Below are 19,208 nucleotides of genomic sequence, written 5' to 3' on the forward strand. Positions count from 1 at the left end.
CGCAAAGGTAACGGTTCGTGACGGAGTATCGATGCATTTAGGGTAAATGTTTGGATAGAAAATTGGCGGGCTCTCGTCTGAAAGTCAATAATATTTCAAAATTTGAAGAAGTTGCGTATGATTTCGATGAAATTTTATCTATTTTTCCATCTGAACGAAACATTCTTCTGATGACACAGGAAATTAACAATCCTTTACCAAGTGCATACGAGGCCATTGATCTGGCTACCAAAGCCTCTGGCTTCAACATGGCGTCTGATATTCAGACTTGTTCACTGCTGAAAACACTGGCCGCTTCAAAACCATCTGGTAGATTTCTCGAACTCGGAACAGGTACAGGATTGTCGACATCGTGGATCCTTGCGGGTATGGATAGAAATTCTACGTTATTGTCAATCGATAATGACGAGAAGTTTTTAGACATCGCCGATCGGTATTTGTCACAAGATTCTCGCCTGGCTTTGGTACTTGCAGATGGGGAAGAATGGGTAGAAAATAATCAGGAAATGAGATTTGACTATATATTTGCCGATACCTGGCACGGAAAGTATTTACTTCTCGACGAGGTTTTGGAAATGTTGAACAAAGGTGGAATTTATATCATAGATGACATGATGCCGCAGCCAAACTGGCCGGAAGGACATGACCAAAAAGCAAAAAATCTTATCAAAGATTTGGAAGCGCGGAAAGATCTGGTCTTAACAAAACAGGTTTGGGCGACCGGAATCGTGATTGCCGTAAAAATATAACGCCTTATAAAACAAAAAGCCTGATTGGGAATTTATTCCGAATCTGGCTTTTTGCTGGAATTATTGCTATCACATTCCGTTCAACTCTTCAACGGTAAATGCCTTCTGGCGATTCGTTAATTTTTGTCTTGCCGAGGCAACTTCCTCCGTACTGATTTTATCGCCATTATTTCTCCATGACTTGCGGATAAAACTCAGTAGCTGCGCAACGTCTTCACTTGGCATTTCCTTGTCATATCCAATCCCGGGCATATCACCACTAACTTCCGGTGTTTTGTAAATATGGCCATTGACCTTTACGGGACCCGTCAATCCGAATAACACAATTGAAATGAGTTTATTCTTATCACCCGTAACCCACTCAGATTGGTTCAAAGGAGGCCCAAGAGACTTTACGCCGTTTCCATCCGCGCCATGACAGGTTTGACATACCGTATTAAACAATGCTGCTCCTTTTGGATATTCTTTCAACAAAACTTTTGGATCCCTGTTGGCTCTTGCGTTAGCAGCCTGTGCAATAATCTTTTCCAATTGTTTTTTAATGAACACATTGGAGTCTGGCAACGATGCTGTCAATTCATTTTTAAAGATGTCCTCTGTATCCTGCAAATTACTGATCACCGCATCTGTTACATATTTGTTAGCAGGATATTTTTTAGCAACAGTAACCAAAAGATTATTCGCAGCAGATTTGTCAAAAGGTTTTATATAATTTGCTAAAAATGCCACATAGGGCGCTGCCAACGTATCATTTTGAGCGATCATTTGGTTCAACGCTGAGGCAAACTGCTTAGAGGTTTGCTCATTAATGACAGAGGGCAAAACGGCAAGTGCTTCCATCCGTAAAGGCCAGGAAGTTTGTTTAAGTAATGCCAGCACTTCATCTGTTTTTAAAGCATTCAAACCTTCCAGTGTCCATAATGCATGAATGGCGAGCAATTCGTTTTCTGTTTGTTTCGCTGCGGATTCCAGGGCTGGTATTGCTTGCTTGAATCTTCCGTCAATCAACGCGTTTTGTGCATAATCACGAACCCAGCCATTTTTACTGCTTAATAATTTTACCAGACCATCAGCATCCGTTGCCAGGGCAGGAGACTTCGGATTGGAATTTTTTGGGACAACCTTATAAATCCTGCCAGCCGAAAGTGGTTGTGTCAAATCTCTTTTTCCAATTTGTCCTTTCAGATAAGGAGTTAGATAAGTCTTGTGCTGGATGATTCCGCGGTACATATCAACGATATACATCGCTCCATCAGGCGCATTATACAAGCTAACCGGACGAAAACGCTCGTCGGTACTTGCCAGAAACTCTTTGCCTTTGTATGCCTGTGCTCCTTTGACTACATAGCCCTCATCATTCAGAATATTACGCTTGATAAGATTGGCAGAAGGCTCAGCAACAAAAACGTTTGATTCATAGGCTTTTCCAAAAACATCTCCGCGATAAACCAGTGGACTACATGCAGCGGTAAAATCTATAAGGCGAAGGCTATCATCGATCACGCCTTTCATGTAGGCTCTGTTAACACCCGGCGTCGGACGAATTGGGTAAACCTTATTATTTGCAACCGACTTTTCATTAAAACCTGCAACCATACGCTGATTTTTGTTATTGGCACCAAGGCCTGGCATGAAGAAATCACTCAGCAGGTTTTGAGAATTGTTGTTGTAATACAGCCGGCCATAATTATCCTGGGAAATTCCCCATTGTCCGCGAAAATGAGTTTGTTCAATTAACCACTTATCACCTTTCCGGCGGTAACGTTTGCTTGATTTTGCATTGTAAATCCAGTTATCCATCGCCCGAAGCAAACCGTTAGGCTGATGCTCCACATTGCCTCCTTCGGTATACTTATCGTCAACCAAAGTCTTATTAACCGGTTTGTCATTTTTTATTTCATAAAACCACAGGTTGGTTGGTTCGCCGATTAAAACACCGTTCTCTATCAGGCATAGTGCTCTGGGCAAAACCAGTGAGTCAAGAAAAACTTTCCGGTCGTCCATGACACCGTCCTTATTCTTGTCTTCTAAAATAACGATCTTTCCATTTGGAATGTCCTCGCCTGTGCCTACCGTATCCGGCATGTAGCCAGTCATTTCGATCACCCACATGCGGCCTTTGTTATCAAAAGAGAAGGCAACAGGCGTACTGATCAATGGCTCGGACGCCACCAGCTTGACTTCAAATCCCTCTTCAATCCTGATTTTTTTCATGGATTGTTCAGCTGTCAAAAATGGAGATTTGCTGAAATCAGTTTGCTCAGGTTCCGTGGCCGAAACTTCCGTCGCGGAAGCTGCCGATAGGGTTGTTCCACTTTGCTTGTTAGACTTACAGTAGAGTAAAGTTCCTGCAAGTGAAATCAACAAAAAAGGGTAACGTAACTTTTTCATTTTTAAGGTTATACAGTTAATGTGCTTCTTAGATTTTTGCGAAACTTGCCAGAGAACAATAATACAAATTATTTGTGGAATAATTTAACTACAATTCTTTCAAAGCTTCTTCGACTGGTGTCATATTCTTAGTCAGGAAATGAATACAGGTCCAGGCAACGAAATAGGTACATCCGCAAATGATAAAAAGGATATTGTAACCCGCGCCAATATTTCCGGCAGTCTTGTAATAATCCAGCAAAGCACCCACCAGCAGTGGAAACAAGGTTGAACCCATTGAACCAACGAAACCTCCCATACCCACCACCGAACTTACTGCGCGTTTTGGAAACAAATCGGACACGATTGTGAAAATATTTGAGCTCCACGCCTGATGCGCCGCAGCTGCAACGCTGATAATTCCGACGGCCACCCAGACATTTGTAGCGAATTGAGCAAGCATAATTGGTAACACTGCGAAAGCAACGATCAACAGCGCAATTTTTCTTGCACGCAAAGGAGCCCATCCTTTTTTGATCAGATAGGATGATAAATATCCACCACCAATACTGCCAAAGGTTGTTGCAGTATAAACCACCACCAAATGGATACTTGGTTTTTTTAGATCGAGTGAGAAAGTGGTTGCGAAGTATGATGGAAGCCAGAAAAGGAAAAACCACCAGATCGGATCGGTGAGGAATTTTCCAATAATAAATACCCAGGTTTGTTTAAGTTTCAATAAAGATGCCCACTTGATCGGTTTGTCCGTTGCAGAGGTATCAGCTTCGTTGTCACTATGAATATATTCGAATTCAGCTGCTGACAGTCTTTTTTGCCTTGAAGGTATTTCGTACAGGAACCACCAGAATATCAGCCATATAAAGCCTAGTGCACCTGTAATGATGAACGCTTCCTGCCATCCATAAGCACCTAAAAGCCAGGGTACAAGAATAGGCGCAGCCACGGCTCCGATACTGGTTCCGGAGTTGAAGATTCCTGTGGCCAGTGCGCGTTCTTTTTTAGGGAACCATTCCGCAACGGCCTTCACCGCGGCAGGGAAGTTTCCCGCTTCTCCAAGTCCCAGAACCGCTCGGGCAGCACCAAATCCGAAAGTGCTTTTTACAAAAGCGTGTGCGATCGCGGCGACACTCCAAATAATAATGGAAACAGAATACCCAAGTTTAGAACCGATTTTATCGATAAAATTCCCGAAAATAATATAACCAAAAGCATAACAGGCAGCGAAAATCGTAACAATATTAGCATAGTCAGACTCCGTCCAGTTAAATTCTACTTCCAGTGTGGGTTTTAAATAACCAAGTATCTGACGGTCAACATAATTAATGGTGGTTGCGAAGAAAAGCAGGGCGCAAATAACCCAACGGTAGTTACCGGTTTTAGTGTTGTCCATGGCGCGAAATAGCTGTATTTACTGGAATTAAGGGGTTTTGAATAATATCTTTCATTGAGAGTAAGACGGTCAATTCTTAATTCTACCCCTTATAAATTCTGCAAACGTTTTCATAAGCCACATTTATTTTTCCAAAAAACTGAAAAACGTGCCTCAGGGATATTAATCCCTAAGGCACGTTTTTCAAACATTTTCAGAAAAGTCGTATTTCGCGTGAGTTGCTGAGCTGATCAGGTATCACTTCAATCCTATGAAATTGGATATTTTAATTGCGCTTTTACCAATTCAGCTTCATTCGTAAGATCGAGTCTCAAAGGAGTGATTGAAACAAAATCATTTTCAATCGCCCATCGGTCCGAACCTTCTTCAGCCGCTTCAAGCGGAACCACAGTAAACCAATAACTTTTTCTTCCCATGGGATCGAGCGCCGGGACAATTTTATTATCATAAAGCCTCACTGACTGTCTCGTCCAGCGCACACCTTTCGGATTTTTAGGAAAGTTCACATTGATCAGGTTCAGATCAGGATTCTTAAGCAAAATATCAAGTGCCTTTTCCACAAACGGATCAAGCAGATCAAAGTCTGGTTCGGTATCGCCAACCGGAGTACTTAGCGCGATACCTTTCATGCCAAACAAAACGGCCTGCTTTGCTGCCGCTAATGTCCCTGAATGCCACATCGCATTCCCCAGGTTTGGCCCCATGTTGATACCGGACAATACAACATCCGTTTTTTCCCAAAGGTGCTGTCCCAATGCCACACAATCAGCTGGCGTTCCATTTACCCGATAGGCGTCAATTCCTTCAAAAACAATCGGTGATTTTTTATAGGAAAGCGGTCGAGATGCCGTAATGGCATGACCCATAGAGGATTGTTCAATGTCGGGGGCTACAACTCTGACCTCACCAAACCGTGAAGCAATTTTGGCCAGGGCTGCAATTCCCGGGCTATATATTCCGTCGTCATTTGTTACCAGAATTCTCATAAGCGTAAGATTTTTTCTTAGTATTCTTAAAAAAATGGTGCCTGGTATATTTTTATTATCATTGTTTTAACTAAAAACTACGCTATGAAACGTGCTCAGTTGTTACATAACCCAGGTGCCGGAGAAAAAGACTTCTCAAAAGAAGAGCTTACAAAGATCATTGAGGCGGAAGGGATCGGGATCAAATATTCTTCTGTTAAAAAGGCTGGCTGGGATGATTTTCGGGATGATATCGATTTTATAATTGTTGCTGGCGGGGATGGTACGGTGCGTCGTACTGCTAAGGCGTTGGTGAAAAGGAGGGTAATTGACAAACAATTTCCCATTGCTTTGCTGCCTCATGGAACTGCAAATAATGTTGCAACTACCTTAGATATTTCGGGTGAAGTGATTGATATTGTCAGATCCTGGCATAAATTCAAGTTGAAAAAATTTGATATTGGAAAAGTTCGGGGGCTCAAAGAGGAAGTGTTTTTTCTGGAAGGTTTTGGTTTTGGTATTTTCCCAAAATTGATGAAAGTGATGAAGAAACTGGAAGATGAGCTGAGTGACGACAGGGATGAAAAAATTAAAACGGCACGTGAGGTATTACACGATGTGGTATTGGCTTACGAGCCGCGGCATTGCAAAGTAGTTGCTGATGATGTCGATTATTCAGGGAGGTATATCCTTGTTGAAGTGATGAACACTACTTCGATTGGACCTAATCTGGGGCTGTCCGGTTCCGGAGATCCTGGCGACGGAGTCTTTGAAGTAGTTTTGATATCGGAAAACGATCAGCGAAAGTTTGAGAAATTCCTTCTAAACCGTATTAATGGTAAGGAAGATAATTACTCATTTTCAAAGATAAAAGCAAAGAAAATCGAGATATCCTGGGAAGGAAAGGATGTTCATGCAGATGATGAGTTATTTAAAATTGATAGAGCAACAGAAGTATCCGTCGAAATTCTCCCTGGTATACTCCAATTTATGGTTCCGGAATAAAGAAACAGCATTCAGACGGAACCGTTACGTAACGCAGATGAGCGGGAGAATTGATTAAAACGGACTTACTTTTGGAGAAAAAAGTAGACAATTAGCATGTTGCAACTTTCCTGATGTCTATTTTTGGGGACGTGCGGAAGGCGCCCGTCGAAGAACAAAGAATCACCTTCGCTGAGGCTGTAAATATCCCCATTGATCAGATAGTCCACCTTGCCGCTTAGAATATATTTAAATTCAAAAGCTTCGGTACAAACCTCTTCACGGTGAGAATTTGGCAGCAATTCTAACAATACGAAATCTATGGTTGTAGCCTGAAGACTTTTGGTAAATATCCGCTGATAGTTGAAGCCTTTTGTATTTTCTTTTTCAAAGCTTTCATAGTTTTCCTTTTTTTGAAGGATAATTGTTGGTTCCATCAGGTTCAGATCTTTAAAAAAATCACCAACATCCATTTCCAGAGACTGGATAATGCTAAACATTACAGGTAACGAAGGTATGCTTCTGCCATTTTCTATCTGCGAAATAAGTCCCTTGCTGACACTGGATTTATCGGCCAGTTCCTGCAATGTGAGTTTCTTTTCAATTCTTTTCTCCTTGATCCTCCGGCTTACTTCCAATAAGAATGCACCTTCCATATTATCTTTTTATTTCTCTGGATTTATTATACAGCCCAAAGTTAAAGTCTTCCCGGATTTACGCGCCATTTTTTTGAATACTTTACAAAAATGTAATTTTAGCAAAATACCGGTGTGCCGGAAATTCTTATTGAAAGCATATCAAAACAACATTTTGACTTGCGGAACTGCCTGGTCCGCCCAGATCTGATGCATTTTTCCTGAATAGTGAAGACCATCGGTCGCCACGAGTGATTGATCTGTTAATGCTATTTTTGAGCTGGGGGTAATATCGATAAAAAGAATTTTCTCTTTCGCACATTCTTCTTTCGCCACTTCGTTATACTGATCAATTTCTTTGGCAATTATTTCTCTGGCACCTGAACCTGCCGGCGTGCTGCCCCAATCCGGGACGGACATCACGAAAACGCGATTGGACCTTCCTCCGGCAAGGCTGATACTTCTCTGTAATAATTTTGCGAATTCGGAACGATATTGCTCCAGGCCAAGGCCCTGATACTGGTTGTTGACGCCAATCAACAATGATACCAGGTCATACGGCTTTTCGGCATTTAAGGAACTGACATTACTCAGAAGATTAGCAGTAGTCCAGCCTGTTTTCGCGATAATATCAGGTTCCGAAACTTTTAAGCCATTAGCACTCATACTTTTGGCAAAAAGTACCGGCCATCTTTCCGCTTCGGTTACGCTTTGACCGATCGTGTATGAGTCGCCGAGGGCAAGATAAGTTAGACCGTTTTTCGTCTCCGGATTGGTGTTTATAGATTTTTCATCATCCTTCAGGCACGCAAGACACGAGCTTATTAAAATGAGGAAAACAAGATGAAGTTTCATAATTTATATGTTTCGTATCGTCGCATTCGCAACCTGGTTCTTTTAACTATATACCTGAATTTTCATTATTTAGATCGATAACGCGTTTTTAGATTGCCGTACTTTGAATCAATAATCTGGCTATGAAGTCGATAATTACATTGATCAGATATAATTTTCCAATGTTTTTTCCCAGAATAAATATTTTCAAATTAATACTGAAACAACAATTTCCAGTGACAATGAAATAAATTGCCGGGCACTGTTATTTAATACTTTTAGAATTAATCGAAAAATGATTAACTAACAGACAAATTAAAACCCTGCTAACAGAACGGTAATTATGACCATATTAAAATCGATATTGACGATCACGCTGGCGTCTGCTTTTTGTCAACTTGTGAACCTAACCGAAACGCAGGCACAAGCTGTCGATTCTACAAGCGATCTGACTTACACGCCGATTTATCATTTCACGCCTCCGCAAAACTGGACGAATGATCCCAACGGACTGGTATATTATGGCGACAAGTACCATATTTTTTATCAATACAACCCCGAAGGAGATACCTGGGGTCATATGTCATGGGGCCACGCGACAAGCACGGATATGATGAAGTGGGAGCACGAACCGATCGCTTTGCAGGATTATCAGAATGGCGACGGGACGAGTACTATGTTTTTTAGCGGAACAGCAGTGGTTGACAAAAATAATACATCCGGATTAGGTAAAACAGATGGCGAAATTCCTCTTGTTGCCATATACACGGCGCATATTGATAGTGCCGGCATAGGCATTTCCCAAAGCCAGAGTATGGCGTATAGTCTTGATGGAAAGCAATTTACCCGTTACGACCATAATCCTCTGATCAATTTGAACACAACGGATTTTCGCGATCCGAAGGTTTTTTGGCGTGAAGCGTCTAAGCAATGGATCATGATTGTGGCTTTGCCGCTGGACTTTCGTGTGCAATTTTACAGTTCGCCTGACCTGAAAAAATGGACTTTGTTGAGCGAATTTGGAGATAAGCTCGGCGATAAAAGTAAAATTTGGGAGTGCCCGGATATTTTTGAGCTTCCTGTTGAAAATGAAGCCGGGGTGAACAAGTGGGTCATTACGTTATCAGGCGGCCATCCTCAGCAAAATGGGAATCTGGGTATGCAATATTTTATCGGAAGTTTTGATGGAAAAACTTTCACCGCGGATCCTTTGCCATATCCGCTTTATCTTGACAACGGGAAAGATTTTTATGCAGGGATCATTTTCAATAATCTTCCTGAAAACGATACGCGGAAAATTATGATTGGCTGGGAAAATAGCTGGGAGTATGCGGCAACAACTCCTTCAAAAGGTTTTCGCGGACAGATGGCGGCTCCTCGCGAGTTAACACTATATAAAAACGAAAAAGGGGAGTACCGGATTAAATCATTCCCGATCAGAGAAGTGAACAATTATCGGGGCAACCTCCTGGCGAAACAAAGTTCGGTTGCAGTAACGGGCAGTAAATTATTGAACTCAGTGTCCGGAAATGCGCTCGATATTGAATTTATTATCAAAAGAAGCTCGGCAGAACAGACGGGTATAAAACTGCTGAAACATGGTGATTATGAGACGCTGGTCTATTACAATAAAATCGATAATACGCTGAAAATTGACAGAACAAAAAGTGGAAATGTAAGTTTTAGTGCGAAGTTTCCAAGTATCGAATCCGTCCCTTTGCCAGATGACGGCGGCGATATTGCCATCAGAATCCTGGTTGATAACAACAGTGTTGAGGTTTTCGCGAACAGCGGCAGGCAGGTTTTAACGGATCTGGTTTTCCCGGTTTCTGAAAAAGTAACTTATGAATTATTTTCAACAGAAGTGGCCACGACGTTCAAGGATTTGAATGTGTGGGAAATGAAACCTTCGATGCAGTAAATTTTAGTTTTATTGAAAATGGGTGAGTAGCGGATCAACTGCGACTCACCCATTTCTGTTTTTATCAAAAAGTGATGGGGACACTTACAACGGTGTTTTCCCATCCAAAATTCATCAGGGCACCTGCTCCCTCTTTTGCAAATTGCAGCGAAAAGTTTTCAAGTGTCACATCTGATTTTTTTGCTGGCGCTTTTACCCGCAGCACGTCATTTTCTTCTTTGTATTTATAAGCACCCCAAAAGTCCAGGTCCTTATTCAAAATGATCGTCCATTCTGTTTCTCCCGGAATAGCGAACAGGGAGTAAACTCCCGCCTTCACTTTTGTTCCTCCAAAAGTTGCGTCCTGATAAAATTTGATCTCCGGAGCTTCGTCGGCACCCATACGCCAGACTTTCCCAAATGGCACGAGCTTACCGATCACTTCACGGTTGTTTTTGGCGGGGCGGCTGTATGTCACTTTGACCAATGCTTTTTCATCTCCCTTGCGATCGTGAGCAAAATTATCTGGATAATAAGCAATGTCGGCAGGGCTTTTATCTAGCCCTCTAAAAGTTTGTGCATGCGCAGAAATAGCTCCTATGAATAACAGAGAAGATAGTAAAATGGCTTTTTTCATTTTTCTTGTCGTATAGATTGGGAATAGTTCAGATATTATTATTAAAAATTGAAATTATTCTTTGGTCATAAATTTAGCCAGACTTTCACGGGCAGTAGTCTGTACTTTGTTTTTGAAAAAAGGTGTCCACCCAATCAAAAGCCCGGTTAGTCCGAAGGCTTGTTTTGCCCAGAGATAAAAATCAAAAGTATCTGTGTGTTTGATAATTTTGCCATTTTCAATCAGAAAACTGGCATGGACATTATTGACAACAGTATTTCCAGTTCGTGAGAACAAGTAGGAGGCTGTCCATTCAGCGGTTCCGCCACGGGCTGTTTCGGATACATTACCGAATGTTAATTTTAACTCTTTACCCGTCTTACAAAGCATTTCCCACATCGCTTTTACCTCCTCACTATCCAAATTTTTGAATGCCTCGTCGTTAAAGACAGCCTGGTCTGAATAACAGTCTTGCATACCCTGGTAGTCTTTTTGTTGAAAACAGGTGTAAAAATGCGTAATCAATTCTTTGTTGGACATTTGAGATGATGTTTTTTAACGCGTGTTTTTGGTAAGCCAAATGCCGATTGCAGCCGATGCTTGCATAAATGTACAAAACGCAGATGCAAACCCAAATTTGGACGATTATATAAATTACAAGATAAAACTGAAAGCAGACTTTTGGATTTGTTATTTTTGTCGAGAATTGATTTATTGCGGAATGGGAGGGATTCATTTGATTACAAATCCTTCCATTACTTAAAGTTGACACAGTATTATGACTTATTGCTTAGGTATTAAAGTAAAAGAAGGATTGGTTGCCATCGCGGACACACGTATTACGGCGGGTACCAATACGACCACAAAAAAGAAAATGTATATTGCTCAGAAAGATAATTATTCACTTTTTATCATGACAAGCGGGCTGCGTTCTGTAAGGGATAAGGCTGTACATTATTTTGAGGAACTGATAGACGAAGGTGTTGTTTATAATAAGCTTTATAAGGCAGTGAATGCCTTTGGAGAGCAGGTAAAACGGGTTGCTGTTGAAGATAAAGAGGCCCTGGAAAGAGCCGGACTTAAATTTAACCTGAATACGATTGTTGGCGGACAATTGAAAGATGATGCCGAGCATAAATTGTTTTTGCTATACTCAGAAGGCAACTGGGTTGAACTGGATGAGGGTTCTCCTTATGTGATCATCGGAAATTCGGGGCAGGGGAAGGCTATTTTAAACCGTGTTCTGGAAGATGATTCGACGATGAAACAGGCTTTGAAGGCTGGATTTTTATCTTTTGATTCTACCCGGGTAAGTAATAATGACGTTGAGTTTCCGATCGATGTTGTGCTTTACAAAAAGGACAGTTTTGCGATTGTTGAACATCGTTACGAGAAAAAAGACATGGAAAAAGTTTCGGAACTCTGGGCGCAAAAGCTGAAAGAAGACCTGGATGAAATCCCTGAAGACTGGATGGACGTTTCGTTTGATAAAATCAAGGAGAAATAGTCTTAAAAAATTGAGTTTATAACATCAAAGAGGCCGGAAAAAATTTTTCCGGCCTCTTTGATGTTTACAGGTGTTAATTATTTCTATTCCACACCATACTTATCTATCAGATACATCATCGCCGCCATCGCTGCTCCGCCAAGTTCGAGCTCGCGTTTGCTGATCGTGTCGAACGTATCATTTGATGCATGATGATAGTCGAAATAACGCTGTGAATCCGGGATCAGACCAAGTAAAACTGTACCTTGCTGGGCAAGCGGTCCGATATCCGCGCCACCGCCGCCTGGCCCGATTTCATGAATTCCGTAGGCCGCGAACAATTTACTCCAGGCCGCGATTTTGGCTTTTTGAGCAGGCGTTCCAACAACACCGAATCCAAGGGGAGTAAATCCGCCACGGTCAGATTCAATTGCTGCAATATGTTTTTCCTTTTTTGATTTTGCAGAATCAGCGTATGCCACGCCGCCTCTCAAACCATTTTCTTCATTCATATACATCACAGCCCGCAACGTATTTTTAGGCTTATATCCCAGGTCTTTCAGCAAACGAACGGCCTCCATCGATTGAACGCAGCCAGAACCATCGTCATGTGCGCCTTGTGCAAAATCCCAGGAATCAAGATGCCCGCCCACCACAATGTATTGCGTGGGATTTTGAGATCCTTTCAGTTCACCGATCACATTGTGGGAAGGTGCGTCAGGAAGTGTTTCTGAGAATTGTTCGAAAAATATTTCTGTATCCGGGTTTTCCTTAACAAGCTTGCTTAAAAGTTCAGCGCCGTTGGTGCTGATGGCAGCTGCCGGAATAATCGGAGCACCACTCGCATACCGCATGCTGCCTGTGTGAGGCGTATCATCAAGTCGGGTAGTCATGGAGCGAACGATCGCGCCAATTGCACCCAGTTTTGCGGCTTCGCTGGCACCTGCACCGCGCTGGTCTACGGCGCCACTATATGCTTCGAAAGTATTGATTTTAGTCGGATCCATAGGACGATTGAAAAACACAATCTTTCCCTTTACTTTGTCTGTTCCCAGCGCGCGCAGCTCCTGGAAGTTTTTTACTTCGATCACTTTCGCTTTTGTTCCGCCTTTTGGCGTTGCCACCGAGCCTCCAAGTGCTGCGACCGGGACGTTGATCTTTTGTTTTCCTGAAAGAATATAGGCCTTTTCTTTTGCTCCGCGTACCCAGTGAGGGACCATCACATTTTGGAGAAATACATTATCAAACTTGGCGTTTACCATTGCATTCTTAGTATACTCCACGGCTTTCGCAGCACCCTCAGAACCACTTAATCTTGGCCCAACTTTCTGAGTAAGATCCCTAAGCCACTCGTAGGAACGACCGTCGCTTAAAGCAGAATTAAAAATCTGGCGGATGAAAACTGAATCGGCCTGGTAATCCGTCTGGGCATAGGTCATACCCGTCGAACCCAACGCCAGCAAGGCAAAGGAAAATAAAGTTTTTTTCATCTTTTAGTTACAGGAGTGTTTTTGTTTACGGTAAAGCTATCAAAAATCAGGATGGTTTCTCACCTTTTTTCTGCCATTTTGAAATAGTCAGAAGCAAAGCAGGCAACAAAATTAAGTTTGTACACATTGCAACCAGCAAAGTAATCGAAACCATTACGCCCATGGCTGCCGTACCACCAAAACTGGAAGCAGAGAAAATCGAGAATCCACAAAAAAGAATCACGGCCGTGTAGATCATGCTAAGCCCTGTACCAAAAATAGAGTTCGTCACCGCCTGAGAAGCATTCAGACCCTTATCATAAAGCTCCTGACGATACCTTGTCAGGAAATAAACAGTGCCGTCCGAAGCGATACCAAACGTGATACTGAATATCAGAATCGTTGTTGGCTTGAAATAAATTCCGAAATATCCCATGATTCCTGCCGTTAAAGCAAGCGGAATAAGACAAGGTAATTTGGATAAAAGAATAATCGGGATCGATCTGAACAGTACCATCCCTACGATGGCAATCAGCGCGATGGCGATCAACAAACTTTCGTATAAATTACCTAACAGATAATCATTGCTTTTTAAGAAAACAAGGCTGTGTCCTGTCAAACTCACTTTGTACTTTTCAGGACTAAAAATGGAATCCACTTTTGGACGAATCTGATTCATTAAAACTTTGATACGTTCAGACCCAACATCGGCCATCTGGAAACTAACCCGCGTGACACTCTTGTCTTCGTTCAGAAAAGAATTGATTTGTTTGGAAGCACCCGTTTCCTGGCCCTGAACGAAATTTGTCAGTTTTGATAATTCAAGCACACCTGGCAAAGCATAATATTTTGCGTCGCCGCCACGATAGGCCTGATATAAAAACTTGGAAGCCTCAACAACCGAAACCGGTTTTGAAAACTCCTTAAATTTCCCCAGTTCGTTTTGAAGCGTTTTGATTTTATACAAGGCAATCGCCTGATCTCCGAAAACGCCATTTTTCTCCCTGGTATTGATCATCACCTCAAAAGGCAATACACCGTGGAAGTTTTTTTCTAAAAATCGAAGGTCTGTGTAAACCGGATCATTTTTTGGCAAATCATCTACCACGTAGCCGATCGCCTTGATTTTCGTCATGCCGTATGCAGAAACAATAATCATAACGACCATGGCAATGTAAATTTCCCTGCGACGGTTATGTACCAGATAATTGATTTTTGACAGGAATCCAAATGCCCATTTTCCATCCAGATGTTTCAGATGTCGCGGTTTTGGCGTGTCCATGTAATATAAGGTAATCGGCAGTAAAAGCAGACAAAGCACATACGTGATCATCACGCTGATCGCTGCAACGATTCCGAATTCAACCAAAAGGGAGCTGTTGGTAAAATAAAATACCCCAAAACCAATGGCCGTGGTGATGTTCGCAAGAAAGGTGGATAAACCGATCTGCCGCACCATTTCCAAAATCGAGTCGTTTTTATCCCGGTTTGCTTTTAATTCTCCCTGATATTTATTGATAAAAAATACACAGTTCGGAACGCCGATGACGATGAGGAGCGGCGGGATAAGGCCTGTCAGGGCGGTGATTTTATATCCAAACAACTGCAATAACCCTACTGAGAAAATTACACCGATCAAAACTACTACAATCGAAAGTAAAGTAAGCCGGAAAGATCTGAAAAAGGCCCAAAGTATAAACAACGTTACCAAAACCGCCAGTCCCATAAAAAGCTCCATTTCACCGGAGATCTTTTTCATGTTTACCGTTCTGATATACGGCATCCCGGAATAGTGAAGATCTGTTTTATATTTTATAGCAAACTTTTCAGCCATAGCTTCTATATCTGTTACAATCGAGAGGCGGCGTTTGGAATTTAGTGATTTGTCGTTAAAAGTAATGACAATAAGTGTTGCATTCGTTTTTGAATTCAGTACCAGCCCTTCGTAAAATGGCAGGTTCAAGATTTCCTTTTTTAAGCTGTCAACTTCTGTCTGTGTCGTTGGAATATCCCGAATGATCGGAGCGAAATCGAAACGTTGAAGACTGTCATTTCTGACAACTTTTTGAAGATTCGCAAGAGACAGTACATTTTTGATACCTTCCGTATTTTTGATTTCCTGCGACAGCTTGCACCAGTCCTGGAACTTATCTACCTGAAAAAGACCTGGATCCTGCCAGCCAATTACCATGACGCTTCCGTCCTCGCCAAAGAGTTTACGGAAATCCTGATACTCTTTTTCGACAGGGTCATCGGACGGAAGAATGCGGGCAAACTGGTAGGAAAGCTCAATCTTGCTTGCCTGATAGGCCATGAATAACGTAGAGACTAATACGAATGCAACCCACCAAAGCCGGAAGCGGATTATGTAAGTTGCTAATTTATTCCACATATTTAAATCAGTAGGTTTCTGCAAAAAGCTGCAAATATAAGCAGCATGTTTAGGAAATGGGCTGTTTTGACCTTGTAATCGTTAATTATGCTGTTTTGAAAAAAGCCTTGCAACAGGGAAATTATGCTAACTCCCTTTGAGACAATCACTCATGTAAATTCCCGTGCCACCAGCTCAAATTTCCAGCATTCTTTCCAGATGATGATATTCGATGCCGAAATAAGCCTTTGCATCTTTTATTTTTTTCAATAGCTGATCCTTATCAGGTGCTGATCTATGATTTTTTACCCCGACGATCATCACATTTTTAGGCGTATGTGCATCAGAAATAAATTCGAAAACCTTGGTTTTGTATCCTGCATATTCCAGAATCATTGCCCGGATTCCATCGGTTACCATTTCTGCCTGACGCTCCAAAAATATGCCGTATTTAGTAAGAAAATCGACATCATTGTGTGTTTTGTGTTTTTCGATTTCCCGGCGGATCTGCTTATGGCAACAAGGTGCAACAACGATTAGCTCAGCTTCCGCCTTGATCCCTTTGAAAATGGCGTCGTCTGTGGCCGTATCGCAGGCATGGAGTGCAATCAGAATATCCGTACCGGCACTGTCGTAAGATTTAATTGTGCCTTCAACAAAATTCAGATTACGGAAAGATGCTTTTTTAGCGATGGTATTGCAAAGCGTTACCAGATCTTCCCTGAATTCGACACCTGTTACTGTTGCTTCCCGGTTTAAAACGTTTTGAAGATAATCGTACAGCGCGAAAGTCAGATAACCCTTACCGGAACCCATATCAACTACTTTTATTGAACCGGTATCAGGAATTTCCTTGATCAGGGAACTCAGTATTTCTACGTAATGATTGATTTGTCTGAATTTGTCCTGCCCGTTTTTAAAAACATTGCCTTCTGAATCTGTGATCTTCAAGTCGGTCAGATAACTTTTATGATTGGCACTAATCAGGCGTTTTTTGTTTTTGTCATGATCGAGCGAAGGCGTTTCTTTGGTCGTCGGATCTTTCTTTTTCAGAATGATCTTATTATTGTTCTGAATTTCAAACAAAACATCAAATTCAGTTGAAAGCAATGTAGAAATTCTGAACCCCTCATTTAAATAATTCTTCACGAGAAGGATACCTTCTTCGATTGAATAATTTTTTACAATGTCACGGGTTTTATAACGGAAGGTAAAGCTTAGTTTTTCTTCTTTTTTAATCAATATTCTTTTGGCGTAGAGATTTTTAAGATTTTCTTCCGAGCCTTTATAATTACCAAGCGATATACTGATGAAAGTTTGATCGGAAATGGTTTGTGCAAGCATCGATACAAATTCCTGCACCTTTTCTGAAATATTCATTAGATCTGTTTATAATTCACCCTTCAAAGTTAACGCCTCGAAAGGGAATACAGTTTACAACTGGGGATTTATTGTTTTAGATTACGTTTCAAAATTGAAAAATGCTGCATGAAAACGATTAGTGTACCTCAAATTTCGGGATTTCAATTTCAATTTTCGTACCTGGGTTTTCCTCAGTCCATATCTTAATTTTACCCATCAGGCTCTGGACCCGGCTTTTAACATTCACTAGTCCAACGCCATGATTCGCTTTGCTTTTCATTCCGGAGCCGTTATCAATAATGGATAGGTTGATCGTTTTTAGGTTTTCTGCAAGATTAATACTCGCGGAATTCGCCTGGGAATGTTTTAGAATGTTATTTGTCAGTTCCAATACGATACTGTATAATTCAAATTCAACTTTTTTGCTTAACCTGTTTTCCAGACCGCTGATGTTAAAGGTGAATTTGATAGCATTGTTTTCGTTTAATTTGCCCACCAGGCGATGCAAAGCCGTAACAAGACCATTTTCTTCGAGCTCCAGAGGCATCAGATTGTGAGACAGGCTTCGAACTTCCCGATAGGCAGCACCGACCATTTGATGGACGCTGTTGTATGTTTTTTGCTCTTTTTCGGATAATAGATTTTTGTCCATTCCGTAAAGATACCAGTTCAAGGAGGCAAGGGTACCGCCAAGATGATCGTGTAATTCTGCTGCTACACGTTTCCTCTCGATCGTCTGTCCCTGGACCAATGCTTCTTTGATGGCTGCATTTTTTTGCCGGAGTTTTTTGTTATTGAGCCAGAGAAAGGCCGCAAAGGCGACAATAAGGCATAAAAAGCCGACCAGAAATCTTTGTATTATGGTTTGTTCACCAATAATTTTCTTCTGGATCTCAGATTCCATTTGTTGATTTTCATAAATCAGCTTATACATATTGTATTCCCTGGCTATACTTTCAATATGTCGGTTTCGTCTGTTGTAGTCAACTTTTTCCAGATAGTACAGCGCAGTTTCAATGTCATTCTGTGCTTTAAAAGATCGGTACAGGCAAATCAGCGCCCAATTGGTCTGCCGGGTGGATTTATAAAGATGTGAAAGTTCAAGAGCCTCTTTTTCTGTGTTTATGGCGTTTTCGTAATCTTTTTTTAGATAATAAATATTACCTATCTCATTAAGGCCGTTGAGAATGCCAAAACGATTATTCATTTTTCTAAATAAAACGAGTGCCTCATTTACATATTTTTCAGCATCGTCCAGCTCGTCTTTTAGCGCATACATGTAACCCTTATTTTGTAGGGTAGTTGCCATGCCCCATTGAGACCCAATCTTTTTATACGCCTCAAATGCCTGTGCATAGTATCGCAGTGCTTTTGGATATTCAAATTTTTCACGGTGGAAATTGCCCAGAGTTTCCAGACAAACTGCCCTTAAACTATCCTGGCGCAACGTGGTATAAATTTCAATAGCACTTTGAAGATTGACTTGGGCCGCATCAAACTGTTTATATTCAGCACTCGCTTCGGCCAGAAATCTTTTCGCATTTGCTGTGTAAAGCGGCATGTCCGTTTTTTTCGAAAGTGCCAGTATTTCGTTCGATACTTCCCTTAATATATCGTAGCTGCCATCGATGAGGTAATAACTGCTCATCAAATCGTAGGCCATCATGGTTCCTTTGCTCCATTGATGTTTTTGAGAAAGCCTTAGAATTTGCTGAGCGTAAATCAGCGATTTTTCTGAATCATAATACAAATTTGACCATGCCAGCTTATAATATTTATGAACCAGAATGGTATCGAAGGAGAAAATTTTGTTGTCCTTTGAAACAACTTTGTTCGATTCCGCAACAGCAGTTTGTGCGAAACCTGAATGACTCCCGGTAAGGAAAAAATAGAAAATGAAAAGAAACAGAAACCTGTAAAATTTAGCCATAGAAATATTCAGCATGTATGGCAGGACACAAGGCGAAACCATTATTGTGAAATTGCTGGAATCAAAAAAAACGCTGAGTATTTTTACTAGATCTCAAAGATAGAAAATCGTAGCGCAAAAAGTTAA

The 19,208-nt window shown here is 41.4% G+C and carries 15 protein-coding genes; 4 read left to right on the forward strand and 11 right to left on the reverse strand.

Features of this window, described 5'->3' with window-relative positions:
* Positions 1 to 50: 50 nt before the first annotated feature.
* Positions 51 to 749: an O-methyltransferase gene (locus tag AC1XUO_RS22165; protein WP_483331976.1), complete on the forward strand. Its 699-nt coding sequence runs from the start codon at positions 51 to 53 to the stop codon at positions 747 to 749.
* Between the two features lie 69 nt (positions 750 to 818).
* On the opposite strand, the gene AC1XUO_RS22170 is transcribed toward AC1XUO_RS22165, so the two are convergent.
* The 3 genes from AC1XUO_RS22170 to surE form a co-directional block, all read right to left on the reverse strand.
* Entirely contained in the window at positions 819 to 3,140 is a 2,322-nt protein-coding gene (locus AC1XUO_RS22170; RefSeq protein WP_483331977.1) for a DUF7133 domain-containing protein, read from the reverse strand.
* Positions 3,141 to 3,228: 88 nt separating this feature from the next.
* Entirely contained in the window at positions 3,229 to 4,530 is a 1,302-nt protein-coding gene (locus tag AC1XUO_RS22175) for an MFS transporter (RefSeq protein ID WP_483331978.1), read from the reverse strand.
* Between the two features lie 248 nt (positions 4,531 to 4,778).
* A complete protein-coding gene (gene surE, locus AC1XUO_RS22180) occupies positions 4,779 to 5,516 on the reverse strand; it encodes a 5'/3'-nucleotidase SurE (RefSeq protein WP_483331979.1) in 738 nt (245 codons plus the stop codon).
* Positions 5,517 to 5,600: 84 nt separating this feature from the next.
* Between surE and AC1XUO_RS22185 the strand changes: the two genes are divergently transcribed.
* The gene (locus AC1XUO_RS22185) at positions 5,601 to 6,500 is read left to right on the forward strand and encodes a diacylglycerol/lipid kinase family protein (RefSeq protein WP_483331981.1); all 900 of its coding nucleotides are present in this window, start codon (positions 5,601 to 5,603) and stop codon (positions 6,498 to 6,500) included.
* Positions 6,501 to 6,565: 65 nt separating this feature from the next.
* Here AC1XUO_RS22185 and AC1XUO_RS22190 read toward each other — a convergent pair whose 3' ends face one another.
* Both AC1XUO_RS22190 and AC1XUO_RS22195 read right to left on the reverse strand, forming a co-directional pair.
* Complete coding sequence (locus tag AC1XUO_RS22190; RefSeq protein ID WP_483331982.1) at positions 6,566 to 7,135, reverse strand: helix-turn-helix domain-containing protein; 570 nt, start codon at positions 7,133 to 7,135, stop codon at positions 6,566 to 6,568.
* Positions 7,136 to 7,276: 141 nt separating this feature from the next.
* A complete protein-coding gene (locus tag AC1XUO_RS22195; protein ID WP_483331983.1) occupies positions 7,277 to 7,969 on the reverse strand; it encodes an SGNH/GDSL hydrolase family protein in 693 nt (230 codons plus the stop codon).
* Positions 7,970 to 8,291: 322 nt separating this feature from the next.
* On the opposite strand from AC1XUO_RS22195, the gene AC1XUO_RS22200 reads away from it, so the two are divergent.
* On the forward strand, positions 8,292 to 9,869 hold the full coding sequence (locus tag AC1XUO_RS22200; protein ID WP_483331984.1) for a glycoside hydrolase family 32 protein: 1,578 nt from the start codon (positions 8,292 to 8,294) through the stop codon (positions 9,867 to 9,869).
* A 64-nt stretch (positions 9,870 to 9,933) separates the two neighbouring features.
* Here the strand turns inward: AC1XUO_RS22200 and AC1XUO_RS22205 are convergent, their stop codons facing one another.
* Both AC1XUO_RS22205 and AC1XUO_RS22210 read right to left on the reverse strand, forming a co-directional pair.
* Positions 9,934 to 10,485: a DUF2911 domain-containing protein gene (locus AC1XUO_RS22205; protein ID WP_483331985.1), complete on the reverse strand. Its 552-nt coding sequence runs from the start codon at positions 10,483 to 10,485 to the stop codon at positions 9,934 to 9,936.
* Positions 10,486 to 10,539: 54 nt separating this feature from the next.
* Positions 10,540 to 11,004: a nuclear transport factor 2 family protein gene (locus tag AC1XUO_RS22210; protein WP_483331986.1), complete on the reverse strand. Its 465-nt coding sequence runs from the start codon at positions 11,002 to 11,004 to the stop codon at positions 10,540 to 10,542.
* Positions 11,005 to 11,242: 238 nt separating this feature from the next.
* Here AC1XUO_RS22210 and AC1XUO_RS22215 point away from each other — a divergent pair, with 238 nt between their 5' ends.
* Positions 11,243 to 11,971, forward strand: coding sequence for a proteasome-type protease (locus AC1XUO_RS22215; protein ID WP_483331987.1), 729 nt, complete (start codon positions 11,243 to 11,245; stop codon positions 11,969 to 11,971).
* Between the two features lie 83 nt (positions 11,972 to 12,054).
* On the opposite strand, the gene AC1XUO_RS22220 is transcribed toward AC1XUO_RS22215, so the two are convergent.
* From AC1XUO_RS22220 to AC1XUO_RS22235, 4 genes are all read right to left on the reverse strand, one after another.
* Positions 12,055 to 13,440 (reverse strand): M28 family peptidase, encoded by a 1,386-nt coding sequence (locus tag AC1XUO_RS22220; RefSeq protein WP_483331988.1) that lies wholly within the window; start codon positions 13,438 to 13,440, stop codon positions 12,055 to 12,057.
* Positions 13,441 to 13,486: 46 nt separating this feature from the next.
* The gene (locus tag AC1XUO_RS22225) at positions 13,487 to 15,811 is read right to left on the reverse strand and encodes an efflux RND transporter permease subunit (protein WP_483331989.1); all 2,325 of its coding nucleotides are present in this window, start codon (positions 15,809 to 15,811) and stop codon (positions 13,487 to 13,489) included.
* Positions 15,812 to 15,985: 174 nt separating this feature from the next.
* Positions 15,986 to 17,170 (reverse strand): class I SAM-dependent methyltransferase, encoded by a 1,185-nt coding sequence (locus AC1XUO_RS22230; protein WP_483331990.1) that lies wholly within the window; start codon positions 17,168 to 17,170, stop codon positions 15,986 to 15,988.
* Positions 17,171 to 17,288: 118 nt separating this feature from the next.
* Positions 17,289 to 19,082 carry a tetratricopeptide repeat-containing sensor histidine kinase gene (locus AC1XUO_RS22235; protein ID WP_483331991.1) on the reverse strand — a complete coding sequence of 598 codons (1,794 nt, stop codon included), beginning with the start codon at positions 19,080 to 19,082 and terminating at the stop codon, positions 17,289 to 17,291.
* Positions 19,083 to 19,208: the final 126 nt, after the last annotated feature.

The organism is Dyadobacter sp. HNCC25DJ186, from assembly GCF_056895235.1.

Bases quoted from the DNA above. Each gene is read 5' to 3' on its own strand.
- AC1XUO_RS22170 (WP_483331977.1), bottom strand. From the start codon at position 3,140: ATGAAAAAGTTACGTTACCCTTTTTTGTTGATTTCACTTGCAGGAACT.
- AC1XUO_RS22175 (WP_483331978.1), bottom strand. From the start codon at position 4,530: ATGGACAACACTAAAACCGGTAACTACCGTTGGGTTATTTGCGCCCTG.
- surE (WP_483331979.1), bottom strand. From the start codon at position 5,516: ATGAGAATTCTGGTAACAAATGACGACGGAATATATAGCCCGGGAATT.
- AC1XUO_RS22185 (WP_483331981.1), top strand. From the start codon at position 5,601: ATGAAACGTGCTCAGTTGTTACATAACCCAGGTGCCGGAGAAAAAGAC.
- AC1XUO_RS22190 (WP_483331982.1), bottom strand. From the start codon at position 7,135: ATGGAAGGTGCATTCTTATTGGAAGTAAGCCGGAGGATCAAGGAGAAA.
- AC1XUO_RS22195 (WP_483331983.1), bottom strand. From the start codon at position 7,969: ATGAAACTTCATCTTGTTTTCCTCATTTTAATAAGCTCGTGTCTTGCG.
- AC1XUO_RS22200 (WP_483331984.1), top strand. From the start codon at position 8,292: ATGACCATATTAAAATCGATATTGACGATCACGCTGGCGTCTGCTTTT.
- AC1XUO_RS22205 (WP_483331985.1), bottom strand. From the start codon at position 10,485: ATGAAAAAAGCCATTTTACTATCTTCTCTGTTATTCATAGGAGCTATT.
- AC1XUO_RS22210 (WP_483331986.1), bottom strand. From the start codon at position 11,004: ATGTCCAACAAAGAATTGATTACGCATTTTTACACCTGTTTTCAACAA.
- AC1XUO_RS22215 (WP_483331987.1), top strand. From the start codon at position 11,243: ATGACTTATTGCTTAGGTATTAAAGTAAAAGAAGGATTGGTTGCCATC.
- AC1XUO_RS22220 (WP_483331988.1), bottom strand. From the start codon at position 13,440: ATGAAAAAAACTTTATTTTCCTTTGCCTTGCTGGCGTTGGGTTCGACG.
- AC1XUO_RS22225 (WP_483331989.1), bottom strand. From the start codon at position 15,811: ATGTGGAATAAATTAGCAACTTACATAATCCGCTTCCGGCTTTGGTGG.
- AC1XUO_RS22230 (WP_483331990.1), bottom strand. From the start codon at position 17,170: ATGAATATTTCAGAAAAGGTGCAGGAATTTGTATCGATGCTTGCACAA.
- AC1XUO_RS22235 (WP_483331991.1), bottom strand. From the start codon at position 19,082: ATGGCTAAATTTTACAGGTTTCTGTTTCTTTTCATTTTCTATTTTTTC.